General features: G+C 63.5%; 13 protein-coding genes. 6 read left to right on the top strand and 7 right to left on the bottom strand.

Annotated features, from left to right (window positions below):
• Positions 1–3: 3 nt before the first annotated feature.
• Entirely contained in the window at positions 4–1,353 is a 1,350-nt protein-coding gene (locus AAEU42_RS04900) for an MATE family efflux transporter (RefSeq protein WP_342232422.1), read from the bottom strand.
• A gap of 334 nt (positions 1,354–1,687) precedes the next feature.
• Here AAEU42_RS04900 and AAEU42_RS04895 point away from each other — a divergent pair, with 334 nt between their 5' ends.
• Positions 1,688–2,110 carry a nucleotide triphosphate diphosphatase NUDT15 gene (locus AAEU42_RS04895; RefSeq protein WP_342232421.1) on the top strand — a complete coding sequence of 141 codons (423 nt, stop codon included), beginning with the start codon at positions 1,688–1,690 and terminating at the stop codon, positions 2,108–2,110.
• A 43-nt stretch (positions 2,111–2,153) separates the two neighbouring features.
• On the opposite strand, the gene AAEU42_RS04890 is transcribed toward AAEU42_RS04895, so the two are convergent.
• The 5 genes from AAEU42_RS04890 to ilvA all read right to left on the bottom strand — a co-directional run bounded on the left by AAEU42_RS04890 (position 2,154) and on the right by ilvA (position 6,774).
• Positions 2,154–2,609, bottom strand: coding sequence for an AraC family transcriptional regulator (locus tag AAEU42_RS04890; RefSeq protein ID WP_342232420.1), 456 nt, complete (start codon positions 2,607–2,609; stop codon positions 2,154–2,156).
• On the bottom strand, positions 2,606–3,850 hold the full coding sequence (locus tag AAEU42_RS04885) for a zinc ribbon domain-containing protein (RefSeq protein ID WP_342232419.1): 1,245 nt from the start codon (positions 3,848–3,850) through the stop codon (positions 2,606–2,608). The genes AAEU42_RS04890 and AAEU42_RS04885 overlap by 4 nt, the downstream gene beginning before the upstream one ends.
• Positions 3,851–3,960: 110 nt before the next feature.
• Entirely contained in the window at positions 3,961–4,563 is a 603-nt protein-coding gene (gene recR / locus AAEU42_RS04880; RefSeq protein WP_342232418.1) for a recombination mediator RecR, read from the bottom strand.
• A gap of 32 nt (positions 4,564–4,595) precedes the next feature.
• Entirely contained in the window at positions 4,596–5,243 is a 648-nt protein-coding gene (gene rpe, locus AAEU42_RS04875) for a ribulose-phosphate 3-epimerase (RefSeq protein ID WP_342232417.1), read from the bottom strand.
• A 313-nt stretch (positions 5,244–5,556) separates the two neighbouring features.
• Positions 5,557–6,774, bottom strand: a complete 1,218-nt coding sequence (gene ilvA / locus AAEU42_RS04870) for a threonine ammonia-lyase (RefSeq protein WP_342232416.1) — start codon at positions 6,772–6,774, stop codon at positions 5,557–5,559.
• A gap of 213 nt (positions 6,775–6,987) precedes the next feature.
• Between ilvA and AAEU42_RS04865 the strand changes: the two genes are divergently transcribed.
• From AAEU42_RS04865 to AAEU42_RS04845, 5 genes are read left to right on the top strand one after another with little or no spacing between them, the layout of a single operon-like run.
• Complete coding sequence (locus AAEU42_RS04865; RefSeq protein WP_342232415.1) at positions 6,988–7,641, top strand: 5-bromo-4-chloroindolyl phosphate hydrolysis family protein; 654 nt, start codon at positions 6,988–6,990, stop codon at positions 7,639–7,641.
• 56 nt (positions 7,642–7,697) lie between these two features.
• Entirely contained in the window at positions 7,698–8,906 is a 1,209-nt protein-coding gene (locus AAEU42_RS04860) for a toxic anion resistance protein (RefSeq protein ID WP_342232414.1), read from the top strand.
• A gap of 14 nt (positions 8,907–8,920) precedes the next feature.
• The gene (locus AAEU42_RS04855) at positions 8,921–9,472 is read left to right on the top strand and encodes a hypothetical protein (protein WP_342232413.1); all 552 of its coding nucleotides are present in this window, start codon (positions 8,921–8,923) and stop codon (positions 9,470–9,472) included.
• Positions 9,473–9,482: 10 nt separating this feature from the next.
• Positions 9,483–10,496: a TPM domain-containing protein gene (locus tag AAEU42_RS04850; RefSeq protein ID WP_342232412.1), complete on the top strand. Its 1,014-nt coding sequence runs from the start codon at positions 9,483–9,485 to the stop codon at positions 10,494–10,496.
• A 39-nt stretch (positions 10,497–10,535) separates the two neighbouring features.
• Entirely contained in the window at positions 10,536–11,390 is an 855-nt protein-coding gene (locus tag AAEU42_RS04845) for a DUF975 family protein (protein ID WP_342232411.1), read from the top strand.
• 49 nt (positions 11,391–11,439) lie between these two features.
• On the opposite strand, the gene AAEU42_RS04840 is transcribed toward AAEU42_RS04845, so the two are convergent.
• The gene (locus tag AAEU42_RS04840) at positions 11,440–12,714 is read right to left on the bottom strand and encodes a DUF2812 domain-containing protein (protein WP_342232410.1); all 1,275 of its coding nucleotides are present in this window, start codon (positions 12,712–12,714) and stop codon (positions 11,440–11,442) included.
• Between the last annotated feature and the right edge of the window lie 2 nt (positions 12,715–12,716).

Genomic DNA, 12,716 nt, shown 5'->3' with positions numbered 1-12,716 from the left:
AAATCAGGCCGTCTCCTGTTTGCTCCGGCGGTGGAGATAGAAGAAGTATGCCCCGCACAGGGCGATCTGCACCAGGGAGGAGCAGGGGGTGGCCAGGCCCACCAGGAAGAGGGAGACGGGGGTGATCCGGCTCATAAGGAAAGAGACGGGGATACGGACGCCGAAGGCCCCGACGATGCCCTGGAGCATGACGAAGGCGGTGCGGCCCCGGCCGTTGAAGTAGCCGATGAAGGGGAAGAGGAAGGAGGTGAGAAGGCAGTCCACGGCGTAGGCCCGCAGATAATCCGCCCCCGCCGCCGCCACGGCGGCGTCCGGGGTGAAAAAGCCGGTGAGGAGGATGCCGCGGAAAAAGGCGAAGCAGCCGATGACCAGGCCGAAGGAGAGGGAGGCGAGGATGCCCCGGCCCAGGGCCTTGCCCGCCCGGTCCAGCCGCCCGGCCCCCACGTTCTGGGCCACGAAGGCGGACATGGACTGCATGAAGGCGGAGGGCACCAGCATAATGAAGCCGCAGAGCTTCTCCGCCACGCCCATCCCGGCGGAGGCGGTGAGGCCCAGGGAGTTGACGATGGCCAGGATGACCAGGAAGGAGACAGACACCAGCCCGTCCTGGAGGGCGATGGGGGCCCCCAGCCGGAAGATGCGGCCCACGTGGCCGCCCCGGAAGCGCAAGTGCTTCCGGGAGAAAGGGAAGGGCAGGCCCCGCCGCCTGACCACCAGCAGGGAGACCGCCACGCTCACCCCCTGGGCGGCCACCGTGGCGATGGCGGCCCCCAGGGCCCCCAGGCCGAAGACCCGCACCAGGATGTAGTCCCCGATAATGTTTACGATACAGGCGATAAAGACGGTCAACAGCGGGGTTTTGGAGTCCCCCAGCCCCCGGAAGATGCTGCCGAAAACGTTATAGGCCGTGATGAACACCAGCCCGCCGGCGCAGATTCGGATGTAGGACACAGTCTGGGAAAAGGCGGCCGCCGGGGCCTGGGTGACGGTGGCCAGTCCCCCGGCCCCAAGGAGGGTCAGGCCGGTGAGCAGGGCGGCCATGGCGGCGAAGAGGCAGATGCCGCTTCCGATGACCGGACCGGCCTCCTCCTTCCGCCCCTCCCCCAACGTCTGGCCAAGCAGGACGGTGGCCCCCATGGTGAGGCCCGCGATGATGGAGGTGATGGACTGCATCAGCTGGCTGCCGGTGGACACCGCCGACACGTCGGCGGAGGTTGCGAATTTGCCCACCATCCAGAGGTCCACGGCCCCGTAGGCCGTCTGCAGGGCCAGGGCCATGAGGATAGGCAGGGAAAATTTCAGCAGGGGCAGAAAGATCCTCCCCCGGGTAAAGTCGGCGGTGTCTTGCTGCATAAGAAGGCCTCCCAACAAAAAACTCAAAAAAGCCGGATAAGAGGGGGACCTCTCGGTCCTCCATCTTATCCGGCCAACGCGCCTCTTGATGCCCTGGGGCGCGCGTCCTCCGATGAACAGTACTATTTTAATGATTTGTGGGAATTTGTCAAGAGGGGGCCTTTTTGGTTCTCATTTGCGGATAAATGTGTATGGTAAAAGCTTTGCCGTTTCGCCAAACGACCTTGAGGAGAACAGGCCGATATGATAGTATATAAAAAGATTGCAAATCACACGGAACGGAGAAGGCGCATTTGATAAAATGGAAATTACAGGAGAATGAAAAGGAGTCGGGATGGAACATATCATTCAAGTCGGCATCGGAGTATTGATCGTCAGGGGAAATAGGGTCCTGCTGGGACACCGGGTCAGGAAGGGAAAGGATACGGGCGGAATCTACGAGCCCGGCACCTGGTGCCTGCCCGGAGGGAAGCAGGAGTACCGCGAGACGATCCTGGAAGGGGCCAAACGGGAAGTGCGGGAGGAGACCGGCCTGGAGGTTTGGGATCTTCAAATTTTCAGCGCCGTGGATGATATCCAGCCGGACAAGCATTTTGTGACCGTCCAGGTGATCGCCAACGGCCACGGCGGGGAGGCCCGGGTGATGGAGCCGGACAAGCAGGACGAGTGGAGATGGTTCAGCTTTCACGATTTGCCGGAGAAGCTCTACTCCCCGTCGGAGAAATTTATCCGGGCGTACATGCGGGCGCACCTGTAAAGGCCGCCGGAAGAGGCCGGGCCCCGTTTTACGGCGGAGCCGGTCAGGGCTTGACCGCGATATAGAGGAAGCAGCGGTCCTTCCCGTCCTTGGTATAGGCTCCGGGGACGGTGCTCTCGAAGTCCTCGGTAAAGGCCCGGCAGAGGACCCCCGACTGCTGGTCGGCCCAAACCAGAGCCCAGGCGTTCCGGGCGCAGGCGGACAGATCCTCGCCCTCCGCCTCATACTTCCGGTAGGTCCCCTGGGCGGCTTTTTCCTCCAGAGCGGCGAAGAAGCCGGAGGAAGCCGCCAGAATGGTCAGGTCGTAGTCCCCGCGCTCATCTCCGGCGTAATTGTGGTAGAGGGAGACAGGGGAGACGCCGGGCTGAAACTGTCCCTCGCTGTCGAAAAGCAGGGGGAGCTTGCCGGAGGTGACGTCCCCCCAGAGAGCGCCGACAGCGGCCAGACCCTCCGCGCTGTTGTTGGCGCGGAGGGTCACAGAGGAGAGAGAATAACTCATTTATCCGCCTCTTTCCAGCGCAGAAGCAGGGGGAAGAACTTGCGCATCTGCTCCTTGGCCTGTTCCTCGGTCATATCGGGGTTGGATTGGGCCATCATGGGGGCGCAGAAGGCGATCATCTCCTCCATGGTCATCTCTCCGGTAAAGGCGCCGTCCTGGTAGCAGTATTTGCAGTAGTGGGGACTGGGGGTCCCGTCCTTCTCGGCACCTCTCTGGGTGGGATCAGTCAGGGGCATGCCGCAGGATTGGCAGAAGGTTTGGTCGGCGTTCATGAAAACGTCCTCCTTTGTTTGTGATGTCCCCATGGTAGCACCGAAACCCTGACACCCTGTGTCAGGGTTTTTGCAGTGGGCCGAAATTTTGTGCGCCAGAACGCCCAGCCCCAGGCGCACCCGCTCCGGCTCCAGCACCTCCACCCCCAGGCCGAAGGAGAGAAGGTAGCCGTAGACCCAGTTGTCCTCCGGGAAGGAGACGTAGACCTCCAAAGACCCGTCGGGCAGGGCCTTGACGCTGGATTCCCCGAATTCGTCGTAGACCCGGAAGGCCTGGGTGGGGGAGAACCGCAGCCGCAGGTCTACCGAGCAGGGGGCGGCGGCCTCCGGGTCGTCGATGGGGGGCGGCGACAGAGGGGTGGAGAAGGTCTGGCCGGTGACGGACAGCTCCAGCATCCGGGAAACCTTGAAGGTGCGGTAAGCTTGCTTGTCAAGGCAAAAACCTTGCAGGTACCAGGCCTGCCCCTTGAAGACCAGCCTGGCGGGGAGGGCTTGACGGGTGGTGGTCTGGCCGTAGGAGCTGACATAGGTAAAGGAAATGACCTTGCGGGTCAGGATGGCGTCTTTCAGGGCGGCAAACTTGGCTTTCCCGTCGGGGGAATTCCCCCAGCGGGACATGTCCACCTGGAGCCAGTCGGGCTGGTCCCGGCGGAAGAGGGCGGAGAGCTTGGAGAGGGTCTCCGACGAGCCCAGGGCGTCGTCCCCGGCCAGGGAGCGCAGGGCGGTGAGGAGCTGGGACTGCTCGTCGTCGGTGAGGGCGGCTTTGCTTAAAACGTAGTGGTCCATAAGGGCCACGCCGCCGTTCCGGCCGGGGGTGGCGTACACCGGCACCCCGGCGGCGGAGAGGGCGTCCACGTCCCGGTAGATGGTGCGGATGGACACCTCGAACCGCTCCGAGAGCTCCTTGGCGGTCATTTGCCCACGCTCCAGCAGGAGGTAGACCAGCTCGAACAGTCTGCCCTGGGACATAGGTTTTTCCCCCTTCCTTTGACAAGCGGGCGGATGCTATCCGCCCCTACGAATCGGACACTGCGTCCCATGTAGGGGCGGATAATATCCGCCCGCGTTCCTTGATTCACTTACATTTCCCGGCGGCCTTCCAGAGCCCGGCCCAGGGTGGCGTCGTCGGCAAATTCCAGCTGCCCGCCCACGGGGACGCCGTAGGCCAGGCGGGTGACCTTGACCCCGAAGGGCTTCAGCAGCCGGGACAGGTACATGGCCGTGGCCTCCCCCTCGGTGGTGGGGTTGGTGGCCATGATGACCTCCCGGATATCTCCCCCGGCCACCCGGTCCAGCAGTTCCTTGATGTGCAGGTCGTCGGGCCCCACGTGGTTCATGGGGGAGATGACCCCGTGGAGCACGTGGTAGCGGCCGGCGTATTCCCGGGAGCGCTCCAGGGCCACCACGTCCTTGGGGTCGGCCACCACGCAGACGGTGGCCTCGTCCCGTTTGGAGCTGCGGCAGATGGGGCACAATCCTTCCCCCTCGGTGAAGTTGCGGCATACCGGACACAGGGCGATGGAGGATTTGGCGGCCACGATGGCGTCGGCAAAGGCCTGGGTCTCCTCGGTGGGGAGGCCCAGGACGAAGAAGGCCAACCGCTGGGCGGACTTTTTGCCCACGCCGGGGAGGCGGGCGAACTGTTCTACCAGGGCTTCCAGGGCGGGGGGAAAATATTCCATGGGAAGGACCTCCATTGTGAGATAGGGAGTGGTTATCCGCGCAGGGCGGCGATGGCGGCGGGGATATCAGTGGCGCCGTAGATGGCGGAGCCCGCCACCAGCACGTCGGCTCCGGCGGCGATGCAGTCCTTGGCGGTCTTGGCGTTGACCCCGCCGTCCACCTCCAGGCGGCAGCCGGGGCAGTACCGGTCGATGAGGGCCCGGATGGCGGAAATCTTGGGGAGCTGGTCGGCTAGGAAGGACTGGCCCCCGAAGCCGGGTTCCACCGTCATGACCAGAATGAGGTCAAGCCCCCGCTCCAGGTAGGGGACCACCGCCTCGGCGGCGGTGATGGGCCGCAGGACGATGCCCTTCTTGACCCCCAGGGCCTCCATCCGGTCCAGGGCGGCGTGAATGGCGGGGGGCATATCCGCCTCCAGGTGGATGGAGAGAAGGTCGGCCCCCGCCTTGGCGAAGGCATCCACGTACCGCCCCGGCTTTTCCACCATCAGGTGGGTGTCCAGGAACATGTCGGTGTGGGCGCGGATAGACTGGACCACCGGTACGCCGATGGAGATGTTGGGGACGAACATGCCGTCCATCACGTCCACATGGAGCCAGTCGGCGGTGGAAACCCTTTGGATGTCCCGCTCCAGGTTGCAGAAGTCGGCGGAGAGGATGGAGGGCGCGATCTTCACCATAGGGATCGTCCTTTCGAATCAAAATGGGGCCCCACAAAATGGAACCATTTTGTGGGGAGAGGAGGAAGGAGCCTGCGGATATAGAGCTTTCGGCGCACCCGCGCCGGAAGCAAAATGGAGCGGGCCCCTTCCGGCGAGAACCGGGGGCCTGGCCCGGTCATAGGATACACTAAGCGGATGCCCGACCTGCCCCCGCCGGTCTTCCCCAGACAGCCAGACCCACGGCTCCGGCCACGGCGGCCGCGGCTTGTCGGCGCCGCATCATATAGCCCCCGGCCGGCTTCGCCCGGCCGGGGGCAAATGCTGTCCGGGCTCAGTAGACCTCGGTGGTGCTGGTCTCCCGGGCGGTATAGCCCGCCTTCTTGAGGGCGGCCATGATCTGGGCCTTGTGCTCCTGACCGAAGGCCTCCAATGTGACCTTCAGCTCCACCCCCGCCTGGCGGTTCAGATTGACGAACTGGTTGTGCTCCAGCTTGATGATGTTGCCGTTCTCGCCGGCCACCACGCCGGCCACCCGCAGCAGCTCGCCGGGCCGGTCGGGGAGCATCACCGAGAAGGTGAAGATGCGGCCCCGGCCCATCAGCCCGTGCTGGACCAGAGAGGAGACGGTGATGACGTCCATGTTGCCGCCGGAGAGGACGGGGACCACGTTTTTGCCCTCGGCCTTCAGATGCTTGAGGGCGGCCACGGTGAGAAGCCCGGCGTTCTCCACGATCATCTTGTGCTTCTCCATCATGTCCAGGAAGGCGTCCACCAGCTCAGAGTCGTCGATGGTGATGATCTCGTCCACGTTCTCCTGGATGTAGGGGAAGACCAGGTCGCCGGGAGTCTTGACGGCCACGCCGTCGGCGATGGTGTCCACCTTGGGAAGGGTGACCACCTTGCCGGCCTTCCGGCTGGCCTTCATGCAGGCGGCGCCGGTGGGCTCCACGCCGATGACCTTCACCTTAGGGTTGAGGAGCTTGGCCAGGGTGGACACGCCGGCGGCCAGGCCGCCGCCCCCGATGGGGACCAGGATCATGTCCACGTCGGGCAGGTCGGAGAAGATCTCGTAGGAGATGGTACCCTGGCCGGTGGCCACGGTCAGGTCGTTGAAGGGGGGGATGTAGGTGTAGCCCTGCTTTTCCACCAGCTCCTGGGCCTTGGCGGCGGCGTCGTCGAAGGTTTCCCCGTGGAGGACCACTGCGGCGCCGTAGTCCTTGGTGTTGTTCACCTTCACCAGGGGGGTGGTGGTGGGCATGACGATAGTGGCGGCCACCCCCGCGCGCTGGGCGGCGTAGGCCACTCCCTGGGCGTGGTTGCCCGCGGAGGCGGTGATGAGGCCCTTGGCCTTCTGCTCGTCGGTGAGGGTGCTGATCTTGAAATAGGCTCCCCGGATCTTATAAGCGCCCGTGATCTGCATGTTCTCCGGTTTCAGGTATACGTGGTTGCCCGTGGCCTTGGAAAAGGCGGGGCTGGGGATCAGATGGGTGGGCGCGATCACGCCGTCCAGCACTTTCCGGGCGGCCTTGAAATCTTCCAGAGTCATCATGGGGAGACCATCTTCTTTCCGTAGGAATTTCTCATTATCATATAATTTTTCAGGGGGAAAGTCAACGCCTGGAAGGGAAAAAGGGAAGGGCGGCAGACCGGGGGAAGACATGAAGGAAATGTGAATTCCTATCACATTTCTTGACATGGGAGGGGTGAAAAGGTAGAATGACTTTAAATGGGGAAGTGTTTCCCCGCAATAGGAGGAGACGCCATGGCAAAAGTGGTCAAACGTTCTCCGGCGCCGCTCTACCTGGCGGCGGCGGTGTGGCTTATCTGGGGATTGTTTTTCCCCCTTTATAAGCTCACCCATTTTATCATCCTCATCTGCCTGTCCACAGCAGGGGGTCTGGTGGGGAAGAAGCTCTTCCCGGACAAGGTCTTTGAGGTCCCTGACCCGGTGGAGCCGGAGACCACGGGGGACGCCCAGCTGGACGCCCTCATCGCCGAGCGGGACCGGGCGGTGGCCGAGATGCGCCGCCTGAACGACAACATCCCCGGGGAGAAGATCTCCGCCCAGATCGACCACCTGGAGGAGGACACCAAGAAGATCATCTCCCATGTGGTGGCCCACCCGGAGAAGCTGCCCCAGATCCGCAAATTCATGAATTACTACCTGCCCACCACCCTGAAGCTCCTCAACGCCTACGACCGGATGGACGACGCCGGGGTGGCGGGGGCCAACATCGGCGGCGCCATGGGCAGGATCGAGACCATGATGGAGACCATTGTCTCCGCCTTTGATAAACAGCTGGACGCCCTATTCGCCGACGAGGCGCTGGACATCTCCACCGATATCACCGTCATGGAAAATCTGCTCAAGCAGGAGGGGCTGGCCGACGAGAAGCCCTTCGCCGCGGGCGGCTGACCGAAACAGAACAATGGATGCGGCCCCATAAGCGCCGCGGGAAAGGATGAGACAACATGGCCGACAATACTGATTTCACCCCGGAGCTGACTCTTACCCCCGATTTGAATACCGCCGCCGCCACCGCGGAGGCCAGGGCCCCCGAGGCCCCCAACCTGACGCTGGACCCCTCCACGGCCGACGCGGCCGTCAAGCAGGCCGACCAGGCCGCCCGGGACGCCAACGCCGTCCACCTGGACGAGTCCATGCTCTCCGAGCCGGAGCGGAAGATGGTGGCCGACTTCGCCGAGAAGATCGACATCAAAGATTCCAACGTGGTGCTCCAGTACGGCGCCGCGGCCCAGAAAAATATCGCCGGCTTCTCGGAGAGCGCCCTGGGCAAAGTGCGTACCAAGGACCTGGGCGAGGTGGGCGACGCCCTGGCCGGACTGGTGGGGGAGCTGCAGAACTTCGGCCAGCAGGAGGACAAGGGCGGGATTTTCGGCTTCTTCCAGAAGAAGAAAAACGATATCCAGGCTTTGAAAGCCCAGTACGCCAAGGCGGAGACCAACGTCAACAAGATCGTGGAGGTCCTGGAGGGCCATCAGGTCACCCTGATGAAGGACGTGGCCATGCTGGACCAGATGTATGAGCTCAATACCAAATACTATAAGGAGCTCACCATGTATATCCTGGCGGGCAAGAAGAAGCTGGCGGCCACCCGCTCCGGGGAGCTGGAGGAGCTGCGCAAGAAGGCCACTACCTCCGGCAGCCAGGAGGACGCCCAGGCGTACAACGACCTTGCCAACATGTGCAACCGCTTCGAGAAGAAGCTCCACGACCTGGAGCTGACCCGGATGGTGTCCATCCAGATGGGACCCCAGGTCCGGCTCATCCAGAATAACGACGCACTGATGCTGGAGAAGCTCCAGTCCTCCCTCGTCAACACCATTCCCCTCTGGAAGAGCCAGATGGTGTTGGCCCTGGGCCTGGAGAACTCCCGGCAGGCCACCGCCGCCCAGGCGGCGGTCACCAACATGACCAACGAGCTGCTGCAAAAGAACGCCGACATGCTCAAGATGGGCACCATCGAGACCGCCAAGGAGGCGGAGAAGAGCGTGGTGAGCATCGAGACCCTCCAGCACACCAACCAGCAGCTCATTTCCACCCTGGACGAGATGATGCGCATTCAGGACGAGGGCGCCCAGAAGCGCAAGGAGGCCGAGGTGGAGCTGGGCCGCATCGAGGGTGAACTGAAAAAGAAGCTGCTGGAGCTGAGAGGGTAAGCAAGGAGGTCTAAATGGGCTTTTTTCAAACGCGGAAGGCCGGGGCCGTCGTTTTGGCGGCCGCCGTCCTGTTTGGTGTCTTTTTTGGGTCCCATCGGTCCCTGGATGCGGTCCGAAGCGATGTTTGGACCATTTTCGAGGGTGAGGGCAATGGTTCCGGCCATGGCGTGAAGGGGGACCTGGAGACCCGCAGGGCGGTGGGGAGCAATCTCTACAATTTACTCAACGACTGGAATTATTTGAGTCCAGATGATCCGGCTATGGCGACGCTCCAAGACGCGGTAGGGGCCTGCCTGGTTGATTCAACGGACAAAGCCGCGCAAGAGGATTTGGTACAGGCAATCGACCAGGTTCTTTCCCTTACGGAGGGTCTGGATGGAATGAGGGAGGAGCACAGTAAGTATATATCCAATTTTCGGGCGCAGCTCAAGTCGATTGAAAATACGCTCTCCCGGGACCCCTACACCGCGGCGGCAAAGGAGTTCAACGAAACGACCCTGGGGAGCTTTCCCGCCAGTGTGTTGGGGCCCTTGACCGGCATCCGGGAGCTGCCCGTCTACCAGTGAGGAGAAAACCATGAAAAAATTGCTTTCCGGCCTGATGGCCCTGGCTATGACCGCCCTGCTGGCCGTGCCTGCCCTGGCCATTGTGGACGCCCCCGCCAACACCTACGTGGGGGACTACGCCAATGTGCTCTCCGACGAGACCGAGCAGCATATCATCGACCAGAACGATAAGCTCAGCCGGGCCACCGGGGCCGCCATCGTGGTGGTGACGGTGGACTTTATGGACGGCATGAGCTCCGCCGACTACGCCTACGAGTGCTTCAACGCCTGGGGCATCGGTGACGCGGAGCGCAACAATGGCCTCCTGCTGGTCTACGCCGTGGGGGAGAACAAGGTCCGGGCCCTCCAGGGCAGCGGTATCGAAAACTCCCTCACCTCCGGCACGCTGGAAAACATGCTGGAGAGCTATTTCTACGACGGCTACGACAACGGGGAATATGACAGCGCCACCAAGGCATTCTTTGACGCCGCCTACGACTGGTTCGACAGCTATTACGGCGGCATCGACGCCGCGCTGGAGGCGGGCACCCTGGCGGAGCCCGCCCCCGTGCCGGGGGGGAATTACGGGCCCCAGCCGGAGTACGGCGGCGGCTATTATAATCCCGGCATCGGCATGTTTGGGGTGCTCTTCGTCATCATCATGATCGTGGTCGTTCTGGTGGCCCTGGACGGGGCCCGGTACAGCCGCTACCGCCGGCGGTACATGGGGCCGGGGATGCCCCCTCCGCCCATCTATTACCCCATCTTCTTCGGGCGGCCCCATCACCATCATCACTATGACCACTGGGACGACCACCGGGGCGGCCCCCGTCCGCCCCGCGGCGGCGGCTTCGGCGGAGGCGGTTTCTCCGGCGGCGGCTTTGGGGGCGGCAGCTCCCGCGGCGGCGGCGCGGGCCGTGGCGGCGGCTCCTTCGGGGGCGGTTTCGGCGGCGGTGGCTTTGGCGGCGGCGGTTTCGGAGGGGGAGGCTTCTCCGGCGGCGGTTTCGGGGGCGGAGGCTCCCGGGGCGGCGGCGCGGGCCGTTGACGGGCCGGAGCCCGGAACAGAGAGAAAAGAGGAATTCAAATGGGTTTTAATCGTTTTGAGGCCAAGATGGCCGCCAAAAACAGCATGCGTCAGGCCCACCCACACCCCATGCTGGTGGCGCTGGTTTTCGTCCTGCTGACCGGGGTCCTCACCAATATCGTGCTGAATCTGGTGAACAATCCCTGGAGCGAGGCCATGGGTTACATTACGCGAGGCTATGATCCGGAAGAGGTGTTCCGCTACGTGTTCCTCCGGGGGACGGGCCGGATCGGGATCTTTTTTGTCCTGGAGCTGCTGCTGAATCTCTATACGACGGTGATGGGCTTCGGCTACACCTCCTATTCCCTCCGGCTGGCCCGGAACGAGCTGCCCGGCTACCGCAACCTCTTCGACGGGTTTGCCAGGGTGGGCCGGGTGCTGTGGATGAATATCCTGGCAGCCGTCTTTACCGGCCTTTGGATGATGATCGGCCTGGTGCCGGGAGGCATCGTCATGGTTATCGGGGCTGTGAACGAGAGCTCCGGCCTGCTGATACTGGGCTGGCTCCTCTACATGGCCGGTATGATCGTGGGCCTTGTGATGTCCTACCGTTACCGCCTGGCGGCTTACTTCCTTCTGGACGATCCGGCCTGTACGGCCCGGGAGTCCATCCGCCGCAGCAAGGCGGCCATGAGAGGATGGAAGGGTGAGCTCTTCGTGCTGGACATGTCCTTCCTGGGCTGGATCATTCTGGGGATGTTTACCCTGGGGATCCTGTACCTGTGGCTCAACCCTTACATGGGGGCTACGGAGGCCAATTTCTACGACTTCGTCACCAGCGCCAACCGTCCCAGCGGCGGCTATATCGGGCCGGTGTACGACTCCGATCCCGGCAGTGGCCCCCAGCCCTTCTGAGAAAATGAAAAACCCCTCCGGCGGAAACTTCCGCCGGAGGGGTTTTTATTTAGAGACAGTGGACCCACGCCAGGACAGTGTCCAGAGGATCGTCTTGGGGGAGGCCGTAATAGAGGAGCCGGACCTGGACACGGCCCTCCCGGATCAGATAGGTGGCCCAATGCCCGTCGGGGTCCGCCGACCACCAGACTCCCTCCCGGCCCTCCAGGGGCTCCATGCCCTCCGGGATCGGAGAAAAGGCCCGGCTGGCCAGCCAGGGGGAGGCCCAGGCCTCGGCCTGAACGCTGAGGCTGGAGGTAACGCCGGTGGTGTGGAGCTCCGGGCTGGAACCGGGCAGGAGCTCCGTCCACTCCGCCCGGCTGCCCAGAAAGGTGTCGTGGCGGGAGGGGGCATAGCTCAATGAGGTATCCAGAACCGCCTGGGCCTGGATGGGCGGGGTGGGGAACCGGCCGGGAAAGGCGGCCCGTGCGGGGCCGCGGAGGAGGACGCACAGGAGCAGGAGGCCCGTCACGCCGAGGAGCACCGGGGCGCTGGAGCGGGCGTTGGGCTGTTCGGATTCCCGGGCCGAGATCAGGGCGGTGCCGAAAAACAGCGCGACGCAGTAGGCGGCGGAAAACAGCTGATTGAGCAGGCCGTCCGCCAGGGTGCACAGGAGAAGGGGCGCGGAGAGGGCCCACCGGGCCAGGTTGAGGCGGCTCCAGACCCTTGCCCACCGGGGATCGGGACCCGGAAGCGGCTCCCCGGCCTGGGCCGCCCGCCGCCAGCGGAGAAGCCTCCGGGCCAGATAGACGAGGTAAGCCGCTCCCCCGGGCAGGTACAGCGGCGAGAGGAGAAACAGGAGGGCAAATAGATTGCTCTCGGACATCATCTCCCAGAGGAGGGCCCCCGGATCCCTGTGGGGGAGAAATAGGAAGGCCAGGACCAGGATGGCCATGAGCAGGAGGAGGGGAAAGCTCCCCCAGAACATCCGGTGCAGGACTTTTTTCCGGCAGCGCTGGAATTCCAGCGCCGGGTCGGTCTGGATGGGAAGGGGGTGGGTTCCGGGCTTGGAGGCGTAGAGGTTCAGGTAGCCCACCGTCTGCACCAGCTCCCACCCGGCGTCTGCGCAGAGCTGAAGATAGTCCGGGTCCTCATGGAACTTGGGATCGCTCCAGTCCAGAAAATAGGTCAGATCCTTCCGCTCCGTCCGCCGGAACTTGGCGAAGGGCCCCCGGACCTTGACCAGCTCCCAGCCCTGGGCCGCTCTCCGGTCCAAAAACGCCTGAGCTTCCTTGTGGTCGACGGTCAGGAAGGAGAAGGGGGCCCAGCAGGTTTTTTCATCCATCG

The organism is Pseudoflavonifractor phocaeensis (assembly GCF_038439875.1).
Classification (GTDB): domain Bacteria; phylum Bacillota; class Clostridia; order Oscillospirales; family Oscillospiraceae; genus Vermiculatibacterium.
Note: the sequence above shows the minus strand (reverse complement) of the source record. Positions and strands in the feature narration are given on the sequence as shown.